Source organism: Pseudomonas sp. NY15181, assembly GCF_048068055.1.
GTDB lineage: Bacteria > Pseudomonadota > Gammaproteobacteria > Pseudomonadales > Pseudomonadaceae > Pseudomonas.
In genome coordinates, this window is record NZ_JBLUPT010000019.1 from 26,321 (window position 1) to 42,314 (window position 15,994).

The 15,994-nt window shown below is 65.8% G+C and carries 16 protein-coding genes; 9 read left to right on the plus strand and 7 right to left on the minus strand.

The window, feature by feature from the left end; translation table 11 throughout:
* The first annotated feature begins 273 nt into the window (after positions 1-273).
* The 4 genes from purE to ACNFBT_RS26825 all read left to right on the plus strand — a co-directional run bounded on the left by purE (position 274) and on the right by ACNFBT_RS26825 (position 2,979).
* Entirely contained in the window at positions 274-765 is a 492-nt protein-coding gene (purE, locus tag ACNFBT_RS26810; protein WP_416753817.1) for a 5-(carboxyamino)imidazole ribonucleotide mutase, read from the plus strand.
* Between the two features lie 56 nt (positions 766-821).
* Positions 822-1,907 carry a 5-(carboxyamino)imidazole ribonucleotide synthase gene (locus ACNFBT_RS26815; RefSeq protein WP_416753818.1) on the plus strand — a complete coding sequence of 362 codons (1,086 nt, stop codon included), beginning with the start codon at positions 822-824 and terminating at the stop codon, positions 1,905-1,907.
* A 200-nt stretch (positions 1,908-2,107) separates the two neighbouring features.
* Entirely contained in the window at positions 2,108-2,353 is a 246-nt protein-coding gene (locus ACNFBT_RS26820) for a GlsB/YeaQ/YmgE family stress response membrane protein (RefSeq protein ID WP_017521572.1), read from the plus strand.
* Between the two features lie 83 nt (positions 2,354-2,436).
* The gene (locus tag ACNFBT_RS26825) at positions 2,437-2,979 is read left to right on the plus strand and encodes a DUF3299 domain-containing protein (RefSeq protein ID WP_416753820.1); all 543 of its coding nucleotides are present in this window, start codon (positions 2,437-2,439) and stop codon (positions 2,977-2,979) included.
* A 196-nt stretch (positions 2,980-3,175) separates the two neighbouring features.
* Here the strand turns inward: ACNFBT_RS26825 and ACNFBT_RS26830 are convergent, their stop codons facing one another.
* The 3 genes from ACNFBT_RS26830 to ACNFBT_RS26840 all read right to left on the minus strand — a co-directional run bounded on the left by ACNFBT_RS26830 (position 3,176) and on the right by ACNFBT_RS26840 (position 5,312).
* Positions 3,176-4,087, minus strand: a complete 912-nt coding sequence (locus ACNFBT_RS26830) for a D-hexose-6-phosphate mutarotase (RefSeq protein WP_416753821.1) — start codon at positions 4,085-4,087, stop codon at positions 3,176-3,178.
* 81 nt (positions 4,088-4,168) lie between these two features.
* Entirely contained in the window at positions 4,169-4,849 is a 681-nt protein-coding gene (locus tag ACNFBT_RS26835) for a GNAT family N-acetyltransferase (protein WP_416753822.1), read from the minus strand.
* Between the two features lie 13 nt (positions 4,850-4,862).
* Complete coding sequence (locus tag ACNFBT_RS26840; RefSeq protein WP_416753823.1) at positions 4,863-5,312, minus strand: GNAT family N-acetyltransferase; 450 nt, start codon at positions 5,310-5,312, stop codon at positions 4,863-4,865.
* 118 nt (positions 5,313-5,430) lie between these two features.
* Between ACNFBT_RS26840 and ACNFBT_RS26845 the strand changes: the two genes are divergently transcribed.
* A complete protein-coding gene (locus tag ACNFBT_RS26845; protein WP_416753825.1) occupies positions 5,431-6,885 on the plus strand; it encodes a PLP-dependent aminotransferase family protein in 1,455 nt (484 codons plus the stop codon).
* Positions 6,886-7,069: 184 nt separating this feature from the next.
* Here ACNFBT_RS26845 and ACNFBT_RS26850 read toward each other — a convergent pair whose 3' ends face one another.
* The 3 genes from ACNFBT_RS26850 to ACNFBT_RS26860 all read right to left on the minus strand — a co-directional run bounded on the left by ACNFBT_RS26850 (position 7,070) and on the right by ACNFBT_RS26860 (position 9,507).
* Complete coding sequence (locus ACNFBT_RS26850; RefSeq protein ID WP_416753827.1) at positions 7,070-7,258, minus strand: hypothetical protein; 189 nt, start codon at positions 7,256-7,258, stop codon at positions 7,070-7,072.
* Positions 7,251-7,811, minus strand: a complete 561-nt coding sequence (locus tag ACNFBT_RS26855; RefSeq protein ID WP_416753828.1) for an HdeD family acid-resistance protein — start codon at positions 7,809-7,811, stop codon at positions 7,251-7,253. The genes ACNFBT_RS26850 and ACNFBT_RS26855 overlap by 8 nt, the downstream gene beginning before the upstream one ends.
* Before the next feature lie 160 nt (positions 7,812-7,971).
* A complete protein-coding gene (locus ACNFBT_RS26860) occupies positions 7,972-9,507 on the minus strand; it encodes a BCCT family transporter (RefSeq protein WP_416753830.1) in 1,536 nt (511 codons plus the stop codon).
* Positions 9,508-9,867: 360 nt separating this feature from the next.
* Here ACNFBT_RS26860 and betI point away from each other — a divergent pair, with 360 nt between their 5' ends.
* From betI to betA, 3 genes are all read left to right on the plus strand, one after another.
* Positions 9,868-10,461, plus strand: coding sequence for a transcriptional regulator BetI (gene betI, locus ACNFBT_RS26865; protein ID WP_416753832.1), 594 nt, complete (start codon positions 9,868-9,870; stop codon positions 10,459-10,461).
* A gap of 52 nt (positions 10,462-10,513) precedes the next feature.
* The gene (gene betB / locus ACNFBT_RS26870; protein ID WP_416753834.1) at positions 10,514-11,986 is read left to right on the plus strand and encodes a betaine-aldehyde dehydrogenase; all 1,473 of its coding nucleotides are present in this window, start codon (positions 10,514-10,516) and stop codon (positions 11,984-11,986) included.
* A gap of 128 nt (positions 11,987-12,114) precedes the next feature.
* A complete protein-coding gene (betA, locus tag ACNFBT_RS26875) occupies positions 12,115-13,797 on the plus strand; it encodes a choline dehydrogenase (RefSeq protein WP_416753836.1) in 1,683 nt (560 codons plus the stop codon).
* A 52-nt stretch (positions 13,798-13,849) separates the two neighbouring features.
* Here betA and ACNFBT_RS26880 read toward each other — a convergent pair whose 3' ends face one another.
* The gene (locus tag ACNFBT_RS26880) at positions 13,850-14,254 is read right to left on the minus strand and encodes an acyl-CoA thioesterase (RefSeq protein WP_015479588.1); all 405 of its coding nucleotides are present in this window, start codon (positions 14,252-14,254) and stop codon (positions 13,850-13,852) included.
* Positions 14,255-14,514: 260 nt separating this feature from the next.
* Here ACNFBT_RS26880 and ACNFBT_RS26885 point away from each other — a divergent pair, with 260 nt between their 5' ends.
* Complete coding sequence (locus tag ACNFBT_RS26885; protein WP_416753837.1) at positions 14,515-15,834, plus strand: MFS transporter; 1,320 nt, start codon at positions 14,515-14,517, stop codon at positions 15,832-15,834.
* Positions 15,835-15,994 lie beyond the last annotated feature (160 nt).

Below are 15,994 nucleotides of genomic sequence, written 5' to 3' on the forward strand. Positions count from 1 at the left end.
AGGGAGATGTGAGACGAGTCTGAACCTGTGGGCCGAAGCCGCCTTGAGCTGAGGCAAGCTTTTCCGAAGTCGTCAGGTGCTGTAGCACTGGGAAACGACGAAATCGGGACAGACGGTCACGCCGGGTGCACTCCGGCGTGACCTTTGCGGTATACTGCGCCGCCTTCAAGCCGGCACTGCCCGCCGGTTTGGCCACGTACAAGCCACGCCTTTCACGAGCGTGGCTTGTTGGTTTCTGACGCGCACAAGAGCGCACTTGAGAGAGGCACGACGATGAGCGCACTGGTTGGCGTGATCATGGGTTCCAAATCCGACTGGAGCACCCTGAGCCACACCGCGGACATGCTGGACAAACTCGGCATTCCGTACGAAGTGAAGGTGGTTTCCGCCCACCGCACCCCGGACCTGCTGTTCCAGTACGCCGAAGAGGCCGACGGCCGCGGCATCGAAGTGATCATCGCCGGTGCCGGCGGTGCCGCCCACCTGCCGGGCATGTGCGCCGCCAAGACCCACCTGCCGGTGCTCGGCGTGCCGGTGCAGTCCTCCATGCTCTCGGGCGTCGATTCTCTGCTGTCCATCGTGCAGATGCCGGCGGGCGTTCCGGTCGCCACCCTGGCCATCGGCAAGGCCGGCGCGACCAACGCAGCACTGCTGGCCGCCAGCATCCTGGGTGGCAAGTACCCGAAGTACCACGAAGCGCTGAAGCAGTTCCGCACCCTCCAGACCGAATCGGTCCTGGACAATCCGGACCCGCGCGACGCGTGAGCAATGGGCGCCCGCGCGGCGCCCCCGAACAGTGTCAGCAAGCACAGGCTCGAACCATGAAAATCGGTGTCATCGGTGGCGGTCAGCTCGGCCGCATGTTGTCCCTGGCGGGTACTCCGCTGGGCATGAACTTCGCCTTCCTCGATCCGGCGCCGGACGCCTGCGCGCAAGCGCTCGGCGAGCACATCCGCGCCGATTACAGCGACCAGGAGCACCTGCGCCAGCTGGCCGATGAAGTCGACCTGGTGACCTTCGAGTTCGAGAGCGTGCCGGCCGAGACCGTGGCTTTCCTCTCGCAGTTCGTGCCGGTCTATCCGAACGCCGAGTCGCTGCGCATCGCCCGCGACCGCTGGTTCGAGAAGTCCATGTTCAAGGACCTGGGGATTCCCACTCCGGCCTTCGCCGACGTGCAGTCCCAGGCCGACCTCGACGCCGCCGTGGCCAGCATCGGCCTGCCGGCGGTGATGAAGACCCGCACCCTGGGCTACGACGGCAAGGGCCAGAAGGTCCTGCGCAAGCCCGAGGACGTCGCCGGTGCCTTCGCCGAACTGGGCAGCGTGCCCTGCATCCTCGAAGGCTTCGTGCCCTTCACCGGCGAAGTTTCGCTGGTGGTGGTACGCGCCCGTGACGGCGAGACCCGCTTCTACCCGCTGGTGCACAACACCCACGAGAACGGCATCCTGCGCCTCTCCGTGGCCAGCACCAACCATCCGCTGCAGAAGCTGGCCGAGGACTACGTCGGCCGCGTTCTGGACAAGCTGCAGTACGTAGGCGTGATGGCCTTCGAGTTCTTCGAGGTCGACGGCGGCCTGAAGGCCAACGAGATCGCCCCGCGCGTGCACAACTCCGGGCACTGGACCATCGAAGGCGCCGAGTGCAGCCAGTTCGAGAATCACCTGCGCGCCGTTGCCGGCCTGCCGCTGGGCTCCACCGCCAAGGTGGGCGAGAGCGCCATGCTCAACTTCATCGGCGAAGTGCCGCCGGTGGCCGAGGTGCTGAACATCGCCGACTGCCACCTGCACCATTACGGCAAGGCCTTCAAGGCCGGGCGCAAGGTCGGCCACGCCACCCTGCGCAGCGCCGACCTCCCGACCCTCAAGGCGCGCATCGCCGAGGTCGAGGCGTTGATCGCCAGGGCCTGATGGCCTGCCGATCAGGGGTCGAAAGAAGCCGCGTCAATCACTGACGCGGCTTTTTTCTGCCTGTTCTCTGTATTGCTGTAAGGCCCGCGAAACACGGCCGGTCGCTCTGGGCCAGGGCTCGAACACGGAACGCCAGCCTTTCCTACACTGTCCGATGACAGGCGCACACGGGTGCGCTCAACCCACAAGGAGGGACTGTCATGGGATTAATCGGAACCATCGTCATCGGCCTGATCGTCGGACTCATCGCACGCTTTCTGAAGCCGGGCGATGACAGCATGGGCTGGATCATGACCATCCTGATCGGCATCGGCGGCTCGCTGCTGGCCACCTACGGCGGCCAGGCACTGGGCATCTATGCGGCCGGCCAGGCGGCGGGCTTCATCGGCGCGGTGATCGGCGCCATCGTACTGCTGGTCATTTACGGCCTGATCAAGAAGAATTGACGGTGATTTCCAGCGCTCTCCCGCTAGGGGGAGGGTGCTGGGAGAATTCCCGCCTTTGCCCGACCGGGCCTTTCGAGTCCACGATGCGCCGTACATTGCTCGCCTGCAGCCTGGTGCTGCTGACTTCCCTGGCCTGTGCCGCCGAACTTCCCGAAACCGACTGGCTGTCCCTGATGCCGCCGAGCGACCGCAAGGCGCTGGAAGACATGCCGGAAATCACCCACAACGGCCCCGAGGCCAACGGCACCTTCACCAACAAGGGTGGCCTGAAACAGGCCGACAAGAAGCTGCCGCAGGTGATGTATTCGACCAAGACCGTCGCCGCGCTGAACGGCAAGGCGCTGCGCCTGGGCGGCTACCCGGTGCCGCTGGAGAACGACGCCAAGGGCCGGGTCACCGAATTCTTCCTGGTGCCCTATCCGGGCGCCTGCATCCACGTGCCGCCGCCGCCGCCGAACCAGATCGTGCTGGTGCGCTACCCCAAGGGCATCAAGCTCGACGATATCTACAGCCCCATCTGGGTCAGCGGCACGCTGAAGATCGAGAAGGTCAGCAACGAAATGGCCGACGCAGCCTACGCCATCGACGACGCCAAGGTGCGGCCGGTGGAGGAGAGCGATCTGTAAGCGCCGCACAGCACGGCTCTTGTAGGAGCGGACTCTGTCCGCGATTGGAAGGGTGCCGGCGCGGTTCGCGAGCAAGCTCGCTCCTACAGGTTTGTGCCGGTGCGCTTTTCGTAGGAGCGAGCTTGCTCGCGAACCTGATCTGGCGCCGGCCTTGCCGGCGGATCGCGGACAGAGTCCGCTCCTACGCAGAGCAGGCCTAGCCCTTCAGCGGCTCGCTCCAGATTTCCACCTTCATCGTCTCGCTGCGCCCCGGCGCCACGCTCATCACGTCGTCCCAGACCCGCGCGGTCTCGATGCACAGCATGTTCTGCCAGGCGTCGTCGGGGAACTGCGACAGGCGTGCGGCCTTGTCGATCCAGGGGTTCCACACCACTGCCGAGCGCGAGCCGCTGGCCTGGATGTGGATGCCGCGCTCCCAGAGCGGATCGCGGATAACCAGGGGCTTCTCCACGTCCAGGTAGATGCGGTCGGTTTCCCCGGCGATGCGCACCAGGCCATGCTGCTGGCGCTCTTCCCAGTTCTCCAGGGTCTCGATGTAGCGGCAGCCCTGCAGGCCGTCGATGCTGATCTCGCGGCTGTTGCTCACCGCGAAGTAGGTGTGCAGCGCCTGGCTGACCGGCAGCGGCTTGTCGCCGAGGTTGTGGGTGGTCATTTCCAGGGCCAGGCGTTCGCCGAAGCGCATCACCAGTTCCAGGCGCGCCGAGTGCGGCCAGCCGGGCAGGCCGTGGCGGGCGTCAATGCTGAAGTGCACGGCCAGTTCGCCCAGCTCGTCGGCAATGTCGTCCAGCTGCCAGTCCACGGCGCGCACCAGGCCGTGGGCCGGGGCGCTGTCGCCGGTGAACGCGGTCCGGACACCCACCGGGTTGCGCTCCAGGTTGCCGAACCAGGGCCAGCACACCGGAACGCCGCCGCGCAGGGACTGGCCGTGGTGGAACTCGGCGGTTTCGCTCAACCACACCAGCGGCGGTTGCTCGTGGGGCTGGTAACTCAGCAGCTGTGCGCCCTGCTGGGCGATCAGGGCTTCACCATGGGCGGTGTGGATGCGCCAGCAGGGCAGTTCGTCGACCTGCACCTGCTCGACGCGGGGCGTCTGGATATCGCTGCTCATGGTGGTCTCCGGGGCTGCGATGGGAAAGAGTCAGTATCACCGATCCTCCGCGCGTCGGGCAGTTCCCGGAGAATGAAAAGATCAGCGCAGGCGCAGTTCCGCCAGGTGCGTCCGCTGCTGTCCTTCGTCGTCGAAGTTGGATGCACCCAGCCAGGCCTCGAAGGCCTGCTGGCAGCGTGGCCACTCGCTGTCGATGATGGAGAACCAGGCGGTGTCGCGGTTGCGGTCCTTCACCACCGTCGCTTGCCGGAAGGTGCCTTCGTAGACGAAACCCAGGCGTTGCGCGGCGCGCATGGAGCGGGCATTGAGCGCATTGCACTTCCATTCCAGGCGCCGGTAGCCCAGTTCGAAGGCCAGCTTGGCCAGCAGGTAGACGGCTTCGGTGGAGGCGGGGGAACGCTGCATCACCTGGCCGTAGGCTATGTGGCCTATCTCGATGCTGCCATCCTTGGGGAAGATCCGCAGGAAGCTGAGCAGGCCAACCGCGCGACCGCTGATGCGGTCGATCACGGAGAAGAACATCGGATCGGCGCTGGCGGCGTTGCCGGCGAGCCAGGCGTCGAACGGCGCGCGCTCGGGGAAGGGGCCGTAGGGCAGGTAGTCCCAGAGCCGCGAGTCGGAATCCGGACCTTGCAGGGCTTCCCACAGATCGTCGCCATGGGCGGCGACATCCAGTGGCACCAGGTTGACGTAGCGGCCGGGCAGGGAGCGTTTTTCGGGGCTGGCGGCGGGGCGCCAGTTCAGCAGGGGCTGGTCGTTCATGGGGCGCTCCGAGTCAGATGATCTTGCGGTACTGGACGAAACCGGAGCGGTCGGCGATCCGGTCGTAGAGGAACATGGCGTCGGTATTGGTCTCGTGGGTCAGCCAGTGCACCCGCGAGGCGCCGTTGGCGCGAGCGTCGGCGTAGACGTGCTCGATCAGCGCCGCGCCGATGCCGCCGCCACGCTGGCCTTCGGCGACGAACAGGTCCTGCAGGTAAACGTAGTCGCCCTGGGTCCAGCAGGAGCGGTGGTAGATGAAGTGCACCATGCCGATGGCCTCGCCGTCACGCCAGGCGAGGGCCGCATGCATCGGCTCGGCCGGGTCGAGGAAGCGCTGCCAGGTCAGGGCGCTGGTGGCCTCATCGATGGTGGTCTTGTAGAAGCGCTGATAGCCCTGCCAGAGCGGCAGCCAGGCGGCGTGATCATCAGCGGTGATCGGACGGATCTCGACGGCGGAAGACATGGTGACGGCCTTGTGTGGATTGGAGTGGTTCCAGCCTAGGCCGGGAATTGGTTCTGCTAAAGAGCCATTCATGGTGAAATCAAAGGAACCATTGTCGACCCTTCGGAACCCGCCCCGCATGAGTGTCCCGTTGCCTTTCAATCCTTCCGGCATCCGTCTCGACCCCGCGCGCCCGCTCGGTGTGCAGCTGTTCCAGGCGCTGCGCGAGCGCATCCTCGACGGCCGCCTGGCGGCGCGTTCGCGATTGCCGGCGAGCCGCGACCTGGCGGCGTCGCTGGGCGTTTCGCGCAATACCGTGGTGCGCGCCTACGAGCAGCTCTATGCCGAGGGCTATATCGAGGGGCGTACGGGGGACGGCACTTATGTGGCCGAGCGGGTTCAGCCATCGGTGGATGCCGCGCGCGGCGAATCGCGCAGTCCGGATGCTCCGTCGCTGGAGCGCCTCGCGAAGCACCATCTGCCGCTGCCGCCGTCCGGCGCGCCGCGCGCCTTCCGCGTCGGCGTGCCGGCCTTCGACCTGTTTCCCTTCGATACCTGGGCGCGGCTGCAGGCGCGCTTCTGGCGCGATCCGCCGCTGGACTGCCTGGGCTACGGCGACCCGGCGGGCGAGCAGCGCCTGCGCGAACTGGTCGCCGCCTACCTGCGCAGCACCCGCGGCCTGCATTGCGACGCCCAGCAAATCATCATCACCAGCGGCGCCCAGCAGGGCATCGCGCTGTGCGCCCAGGTGCTGCTGGCTGAGGGGGATGGTGCGGCCATCGAGAACCCGGGCTACCGTGCCGCCGGTCACGCCTTCGCCACGGCGGGCGCGCGCCTGCATGGCGTGCCGGTGGACGCCGACGGCCTGTGCACGGCGCAACTGGAGCCATTGCCGGACTGCCGGCTGGTTTACGTCACGCCCTCTCACCAGTACCCGACCGGGGTGACCCTGTCCCTGGCGCGGCGCCTGGAGCTGCTGGAATGGGCCGAGCGCGTCGGCGGCTGGATAGTCGAGGACGACTACGACGGCGAGTACCGCTACAGCGGTACGCCGCTGATGCCGCTGGCGGCGCTGGATCGCCATGACCGGGTGCTCTACGTCGGCACCTTCTGCAAGATCGCTTTCCCGGCGCTGCGCCTGGGCTACCTCGTGGTCCCCCCGGCGCTGGCGCAGGCATTCGCCCGTCGCCGCGCGCTGGATGTGCGGCATTCGGAGGTCGGTACCCAGCGGGTGATGGCCGACTTCATCGCCGAAGGGCATTTCCAGCGTCACGTCCGCCGCATGCGCCGGGCCGCGCGCAGCCGGCGCGATGCGTTACTGCGCGGCTGGCCGGAGGTCTCCGGCTGCGCGCCGCTGCCGACGGTGGAGGCAGGTTTGCACCTGTGCGTGCGGGTCGACAGCCGCGAGCGCGAACGCGAGCTGGTGCAACGCGCGGCGGCCGTGGGTGTGGAGGTGAATGCGCTGAGCGACTACTGGCTGCCGGAATCCGTCGAATCGGAGGACCGGCGCGCCGGCCTGGTGCTGGGCTTCGCGGCGGTGCCCGAGGCGCGGATTGCCGAGGCGCTGAAGGCGTTGCGCAAGGTGTGGCAGTAGGGCGTACAACCGTTCGCGGTTGTACGCCGTCACGCAGAGATTCGTCTCTTGCTCCGGAGTTGGGCTTGGGGGGCAGGACCAGGTCTGGAGTGCATGGCGGCGAAGGTCAATCGGCGTATAACCGCGAACGGTTATACGCCCTACACAAGGCTCCTGTAGGAGCGAGCTTGCTCGCGAACCTGCGTCACTCCCGCGAACGCGGAAGCCTGGCATCAGCCGGACCCTCCCGCTCAGCCCAATAAGTCTGCTTGTGCCCACGCGCCTGGTAGTCCCGCGCCAGGGCCTCGGCCTCGGCGCGGGTCAGTTGGCGGCGCATGACGAAGCGGTTGCCGTTGTCGTCCAGGCGCAGCAGGCACCAGTCCCGCTCAGGCATTGAAGGTCGAGGTCTTGCGCAGGCGCAGGGCGAGCAGCACCAGCATCACGCCGAAGAACACCGCGTAGGCGCCGATCACCCAGGCCACCGCGACCGCGCCGGCACCGGGGTTGGCGATCATCATCACCCCGAACAGCACCGACAGCGCCCCGGAGAGCCCCAGCCACCATTCGTTGGCCAGTGCCTTGCGCAGGCGGATCGCCGCGATGATCTGCAGCGCGCCGGTGATCAGCGCCCAGACGGCGATCAGCATCAGCAGGCCGAGCGCCGTCAGCGCCGGCCAGAAGAACGCCACCAGCCCTGCACCGACGCCCAGCAGGCCGACCAGCACCAGTGGCCAGATCGGCCGGCCCGATTCGCGCATGCGCGCGGCGGCGAGCAGGGTGAACACCCCGTCGACGAAGGCGTAGGCGCCCCAGACCAGGACCAGCACGGCCAGGGCGATGGCCGGCCAGGCGATCGCCAGTACGCCGAATATCACTGCGGCCACACCGCGCAGGGCAATCCATTTCCAGTGTTGGCCGAGGGCCTGCCAGAGGGGGTTGTCGCTCATGACTGTCTCCACGAAAGGTTTCGCAGACACCATAGTCGCTCGCCAGCAGGCGTGCTTGAGCGTCCCAGATCAATTGCCGGAAAAGAAAAGCCCGGCGCGGGGCCGGGCGAAAGGGCCTGCCTTGGCAGGCTGGCGGCGTCGGGCGACACCGCCGGGGAGATCAGGCCGCGGGTGCCAGGGCGGGTGACGTGGCGTGGCCGTGCAACGCTTCGTAATCCGCCTTCATGGCTTTGTAGAGGCCGAACATGAACAGGATCAGCACCGCCGAGAACGGCAGGCCGGCCAGCACTACTACGGTCTGCATGGCCGTGAAGTTGCCGGCGAACAGCAGGCCGATGGTCACCAGGGTGATCACCACCGACCAGAGGATGCGCAGCCAGTGCGGGGCGTCTTCGTCGAGGTCGCCGCCCTGGCGCGACAGGTTGGCCAGCATCACCGAGCCGGAGTCGGCCGGGGTAAGGAACAGCACGAAGCCGACGAAGATCGACATGCCGATCACGATCTTGGCGAAGGGGTAGTGCTCCAGCAGCAGGTAGATCGACATCGACGGTTGCTCCAGCGCGGCCTTGCCCAGGTCGGCGGCGCCGTGGTTCATCACCAGGTCCACCGCGCTGTTGCCGAATACCGAGAGCCAGGCGAGGGTGAAGCCCAGCGGGATCAGCAGCACGCCCATGACCAGTTCACGCACGGTGCGGCCACGGGAGATACGGGCGATGAACATGCCGACGAAGGGCGCCCAGGAAATCCACCAGGCCCAGTAGAACAGGGTCCACAGGCCCAGCCACTCTTCGTTCTTGCCGGCGCCGCCGCCGGTGTAGACGTAGAGGTCGAAGGTCTTGAGCACCAGGCCGTTGAGGTAGTCGCCCAGGTTCTGCACGAAGCCGTTGAGCAGCTCCAGGGAGGAGCCGCAGACCAGCACGAACAGCAGCAGCGAGCTGAACAGCACGATGTTCAGGTTGGACAGCCGGCGGATGCCTTTCTCGATACCCGAGACCGCGGCCAGCGTGGCCACCAGGCTCATCACCAGCAGCACGATCAGCAGGGTGGTCTTGGAGTGCTCCATCCCGGTCAGGTACTCGATGCCCGAGGACACCTGCAGCGCGCCAATCCCCAGGTTGGTCACCAGGCCCAGCAGGGTGACGAATATGCCGAAGCAGTCCACCGCGTGACCGGCGCCGCCTTTCACCCAGCGCTCGCCGAGGATCGGCAGCAGCGCCGAACGCAGGGCCAGCGGCTGGCGGTGACGGTAGGCGAAGTAGCCGACGGCCAGGCCGACCAGCGCGTAGATCGCCCAGCCGTGTACGCCCCAGTGCAGGAAGGTCAGCTGCAGCGCCTGGCGTGCCGCCTGCGGGGTGCCCGCCACGCCTTCCGGCGGATGGTAGAGGTGGTCGATGGGCTCGGAGGCGGCGAAGTACAGCAGCGAGATGCCGATGCCGGAGGAGAACAGCATGCCCGCCCAGGCGCCATAGCTGAAGTCCGGCTTCTCGTGATCGGCGCCGAGTTTCAGCTGGCCATAGCGTGAGAACGCGACCCAGAGGACGAAGAACAGATAGCTTCCGATGGCCAGCATGTAGTACCAGCCGAAACTGTGTGAAAGCCACGCTTGAGTACGGTTCAGGACCGCACCGGCGCTGTCGGGAAAGAGAATCAGGGCGGCGGTCAGAACCAGGATCAGCACGGTGGAACCGTAGAACACGATCGGATTCAGACGTACCTGCTCGTTTGTTTTTATTGGCGAAGCAGTACTCATTTGGAGGATGACCCCATGACAGTGAACGCATGGCGGCCGGCGACAAGTGCGACTAAGGCACGGCGACGGGCCGCAAACCACAGACACAGCATCACCGCACGACACTTCCAGCCTGGATTCTGCGATCCTTGAAGGTTGGACAGAGATGCGGCGATGAACGGCTCGGGCCCGCTTGCACGCAAGGCTCGGAGCGATTCACGGAGCGCAGCTTATTCTTAGTTGATTGAACGTTCAATAAAAACAAAATAGACTGGCCAACAAGTCGCCGGACGGCATAGGTACGTCCAGGCGAAGAGGAGAGACGAAATGCCCAAGGTCGGTATGCAGCCGATTCGCCGTTCCCAGTTGATCCACGCCACCCTCGAGGCGGTGGACCAGGTGGGCATGGGTGACGCCAGCATCGCCCTGATCGCCCGCCTGGCGGGGGTCTCCAACGGCATCATCAGCCACTACTTCCAGGACAAGAACGGACTCCTGGAAGCAACCATGCGCCACCTGATGCTGGCGCTGAACAAGGCCGTCGGCGAACGCCGCCGGGTCCTGAAGGATGACGAGCCGCGCTCGCACCTGCGCGCCATCATCGAAGGCAACTTCGATGCGAGCCAGGTCAACGGGCCGGCGATGAAAACCTGGCTGGCGTTCTGGGCAACCAGCATGCACCAGCCGTCGTTGCGCCGCCTGCAGCGGGTCAACGACCACCGGTTGTATTCAAACCTGTGCTGCGAGTTCCGCCGGGTGTTGCCGATCGCCGAAGCGCGTGCGGCGGCCCGTGGGCTGGCGGCGCTGATCGATGGACTGTGGTTGCGCGGCGCGCTCTCGGGCGATGCCTTCGACACCGAGCAGGCACTGTCCATCGCGTACGACTACCTCGATCAACAACTGGCGAAACAGACGGGATAGCCCGCCGCGCCGGCCTTGCGCACTGACACCTATAAGAGAGGACACCAACACCATGGCTCGATTCGAAGTACAGAAGCTCTACATCGGCGGTCGCTACGTGGAAGCCACCAGCGGCGCCACCTTCGAAACCATCAATCCGGCCAATGGTGAAGTGCTCGCCCAGGTTCAGCGCGCCTCCAAGGACGACGTCGAGCGCGCCGTGCAGAGCGCGGTGGCAGGGCAGAAGGTCTGGGCGGCGATGACCGCCATGCAGCGCTCGCGCATCCTGCGCCGCGCCGTGGAAATCCTCCGCCAGCGCAACGATGAACTGGCCGAACTGGAAACCCTCGACACCGGCAAGCCGCTGGCCGAGACCCGCAACGTCGACATCGTTACCGGCGCCGACGTGCTCGAGTACTACGCCGGCCTGGTTCCGGCCATCGAAGGCGAGCAGATCCCGCTGCGCGAGACCAGCTTCGTCTACACCCGCCGCGAGCCGCTGGGCGTGGTCGCCGGTATCGGCGCCTGGAACTACCCGGTGCAGATCGCCCTGTGGAAATCCGCCCCGGCCCTGGCCGCCGGCAACGCGATGATCTTCAAGCCCAGCGAAGTCACCCCGCTGACCGCGCTGAAGCTCGCTGAAATCTACACCGAGGCCGGCCTGCCCGATGGCGTATTCAACGTCCTCACTGGCAGCGGCCGCGAAGTCGGCCAGTGGCTGACCGAGCACCCGCTGATTGAGAAGATCTCCTTCACCGGCGGCACCTCCACCGGCAAGAAGGTCATGGCCAGTGCCTCGAGCTCCTCGCTGAAGGAAGTCACCATGGAGCTGGGTGGCAAGTCGCCGCTGATCATCTTCGAAGACGCCAACCTCGACCGCGCCGCCGACATCGCCGTCATGGCCAACTTCTTCAGCTCCGGCCAGGTGTGCACCAACGGCACCCGCGTGTTCATCCCGCGCAACCTGCAGGCGCGCTTCGAGGAAAAGGTCGTCGAGCGCGTGAAGCGCATCCGCCTGGGCAGCCCGCAGGACGAAAACACCAACTTCGGCCCGCTGACCAGCTTTGCGCACATGGAGAGCGTGCTCTCCTACATCGAGTCCGGCAAGGAACAGAAGGCCCGCCTGCTGTGCGGTGGCGAGCGCGTCACCCAGGGCGAGTTCGCCAAGGGTGCGTACGTCGCGCCGACCGTGTTCACCGACTGCCGCGACGACATGACCATCGTCCGTGAGGAAATCTTCGGGCCGGTCATGAGCATCCTCGTCTACGACACCGAAGACGAGGCCATCCGCCGCGCCAACGACACCGAGTACGGCCTGGCCGCCGGCGTCGTCACCCAGGACCTGGCCCGCGCGCACCGTGCGATCCACCGCCTGGAAGCCGGCATCTGCTGGATCAACACCTGGGGCGAGTCGCCGGCCGAGATGCCGGTTGGCGGGTACAAGCAATCGGGTGTCGGTCGTGAGAACGGTCTGACCACCCTGGCTCACTACACTCGCATCAAATCCGTGCAGGTAGAACTGGGCGACTACGCCTCGGTGTTCTGACCGCCGCGAGCGAGCCCTGAACGGCCGGTCGCAGGCCCCACTCCCTGACCACCGGCCATCCCGAATACGCAGACACCGACGCGCATGCGTCGCGGGCGGTGTCGTGCCTGAAAAAGAGGAAGGCCTGCATGTCCCAGGAATTCGACTACATCATCATCGGTGCCGGTTCCGCCGGTAACGTACTGGCGACTCGTCTGACCGAAGACGCCGACGTCAGCGTTCTCTTGCTCGAGGCCGGCGGCCCGGACTACCGCGCCGACTTCCGTACCCAGATGCCGGCCGCGCTGGCCTATCCGCTGCAGGGCCGTCGCTACAACTGGGCCTATGTCACCGATCCCGAGCCGCACATGAACAACCGCCGCATGGAGTGCGGCCGCGGCAAGGGCCTGGGCGGCTCCTCGCTGATCAACGGCATGTGCTACATCCGCGGCAACGCCATGGACTTCGACGGCTGGGCCAAGGACAAGGGCCTGGAAGACTGGACCTACCTCGACTGCCTGCCGTACTTCCGCAAGGCCGAGACCCGCGACATCGGGCCGAACGACTTCCACGGCGGCAACGGCCCGGTGAGCGTGACCACGCCCAAGGCCGGCAACAACCCGCTGTTCCACGCCATGGTCGAGGCCGGCGTGCAGGCGGGCTACCCGCGTACCGAAGACCTCAACGGCTACCAGCAGGAAGGCTTCGGTCCGATGGACCGTACCGTGACCCCGCAGGGCCGCCGCTCCAGCACCGCGCGCGGCTACCTGGACCAGGCCCGTGAGCGTCCGAACCTGACCATCGTCACCCATGCGTTGACCGACCGCATCCTGTTCAGCGGCAAGCGCGCCATCGGTGCGACCTATCTGCATGGCAACGACAACGCCCTGAAGGAAGTCCGCGCTCGCCGTGAAGTGCTGGTGTGCTCCGGCGCCATTGCCTCGCCGCAGCTGCTGCAGCGCTCCGGTGTCGGCCCGTCGGCACTGTTGCGCGACCTGGGCATCGACGTGGTGCACGACCTGCCCGGCGTCGGCCAGAACCTCCAGGACCACCTGGAGATGTACCTGCAGTACGCCTGCAAGCAGCCGGTCTCGCTGTACCCGGCGCTGCAATGGTGGAACCAGCCACAGATCGGCGCGGAATGGATGTTCCTCGGCACCGGCCTGGGCGCGAGCAACCAGTTCGAAGCCGGCGGCTTCATCCGCACCCGCCCGGAATTCGAGTGGCCGAACATCCAGTACCACTTCCTGCCGGTGGCGATTAACTACAACGGCAGCAACGCGGTGAAGGAACATGGCTTCCAGGCCCACGTCGGCTCCATGCGCTCCCCCAGCCGCGGCCGCATCAATGTGGTCTCCCGCGACCCGCGCAAGCACCCGAGCATCCTGTTCAACTACATGTCCACCGAACAGGACTGGCAGGAGTTCCGCGACGGCATCCGCGTCACCCGCGAGATCATGAACCAGCCGGCGCTCGACCCGTTCCGTGGCCGCGAGCTCAGTCCGGGGCTGGACAAGCAGAGCGATGCCGAACTGGATGCGTTCGTGCGCGAGCACGCGGAAACCGCCTTCCACCCCTCCTGCTCCTGCAAGATGGGCGAGGACGACATGGCGGTGGTCGACGGCCAGGGCCGCGTGCACGGTATGCAGGGGCTGCGCGTGGTCGACGCCTCGATCATGCCGCTGATCATCACCGGCAACCTCAATGCCACCACCATCATGATGGCCGAGAAGATCGCCGATAAGATCCGTGGCCGTGAAGCGCTGCCCCGCAGCACCGCCGACTACTACAAGGCCAACGGTGCTCCGGTGCGCGGAAAGCCGATGCGCTGATTCCGAAAAGCAGAAACGAAAACGCCGGCATCACAGCCGGCGTTTTCAGTTTTCAGCCACGACGGGGAGGAACTGGGCGGGTACGACCGCTGCCATCGATGGCGACGAAGACGAACACCGCTTCGGTGACCTTGCGCCATTCGCTGGACAGCGGGTCGTCACTCCACACCTCGACCAGCATGCGGATCGAGCTGCGGCCGACTTCCAGCGATTGCGTATAGAAGGAGAGCTGCGCGCCAACGGCGACCGGGACCAGGAAGGCCATGCGGTCGATGGCTACGGTGGCGACGCGGCCACCGGCGATGCGACTGGCCATGGCGGTACCGGCGAGATCCATCTGCGCCACCAGCCAGCCACCGAAGATGTCGCCGAAGCCGTTGGTCTCGCGCGGCAGGGCGGTTATCTGCAGGGCCAAGTCACCCTGCGGAATGGGGTCTTCTTGTTCGAGCTCGATCATAGTTCAGGGCCTCTTGCCCCCGGCGTACTCATGGTGAGGTTGTGGAAAAACTCTCCCAAGACACCTGCCGGTGCAAGGCCTTGGGACAGCTTTTGATCGGCCTGCCTGCATTATATAGAGCAAGGCCCGCTGCGACGACCGTAGGGATTCGACTTTGCCTCGTTCGCGCATGCCTGTGTCGTCATAGCGCAATTTGCTATGGTTCGGCACCGGTGGCTCAACGTCGCCGTCATCTGCCTTGCCTGCCGAGAATAATCACAATGCCTTCTGTGAACGCTCCTGCCGCGCCCGCGTCACGTCCGTTGACCCGCAGCGACTACAAGACCCTGTCCCTGTCTGCCCTGGGCGGCGCCCTGGAGTTCTACGACTTCATCATCTTCGTCTTCTTCGCCACCGTGGTCGGCAAGCTGTTCTTCCCCGCTGACATGCCCGAGTGGCTGCGCCAACTGCAGACCTTCGGCCTGTTCGCCGCCGGCTACCTGGCCCGTCCGCTGGGCGGGGTGGTCATGGCCCACTTCGGCGACCTGCTGGGGCGCAAGAAGATGTTCACCCTGAGCATCTTCCTGATGGCGGTTCCCACGCTGATCATGGGCCTGCTGCCCACCTACGAGCAGATCGGCATCTGGGCCCCGCTGGCCCTGTTGTTGCTGCGCGTCATCCAGGGCGCCGCCATTGGTGGTGAAGTGCCGGGGGCCTGGGTCTTCGTCGCCGAGCACGTTCCGCATCGTCACGTGGGCTATGCCTGCGGCACGCTCACTTCGGGTCTGACCGCCGGCATCCTCATCGGTTCGCTGGTGGCGACACTGATCAACAGCATCTTCAGCGCCGCAGAGGTCCAGGGCTATGCCTGGCGGATTCCGTTCCTGCTCGGTGGCATCTTCGGACTGTTCTCCGTCTACCTGCGCCGCTGGCTGCACGAGACCCCGGTATTCGCCGAGCTGCAACTGCGCAAGCAACTGGCCGAGGAAGTGCCGCTGAGTGTGGTTGTACGCGAACATCGTCCGGCGGTGGTGCTGTCCATGCTGCTGACCTGGGTGCTGTCGGCCGGCATCGTGGTGGTGATCCTGATGACCCCGTCGGTGCTGCAGAGCGTGTACGGTTTCGACGCGGCTACCGCCTTGAAGGCCAACAGCCTGGCCATCGTCTTCCTCAGCGTCGGCTGCATCCTGTCCGGGTGCCTCGCGGATCGCATGGGCGCCGGTCGTACCTTTATATATGGCAGCGTACTGCTCGGCGTCTTCTCCTGGATCTTCTACACCAGCCTCAAGGCGCACCCGGACTGGCTGTTCCCCTTGTACGCGGTGACGGGCCTGTGCGTCGGCGTCATCGGCGCGGTGCCCTATGTCATGGTGAACGCCTTCCCGCCGGTCGTGCGCTTCACCGGCCTGTCCTTCTCCTACAACCTGGCCTACGCCATCTTCGGCGGCCTGACGCCCATGGTGGTTGCGCTCCTTATGAAGGAAGACCCGCTGGGCCCGGCCTACTATGTCGTGGCGCTGTGCGTGGTCGGCTTGCTGGTGGGGGCCTATCTGCTGCGCCAGGAGCGCCGCCTGGTAGGGCGGGGCGTGGCGGTAAATTGATCAGTCGGACAGTTTTTTGCAGAAAGTTTAAAAGAAGCCGTTGACGGGCCTTTTTAAGTCCCTATAATGCGCACCACTCCCAGCGACGAAGCGCTGAAAGAGCTTGAAAATCAGGCACTTACAGATGTTCGAAGTTGAGAGTGGTGGTCCGGCAGGTGAA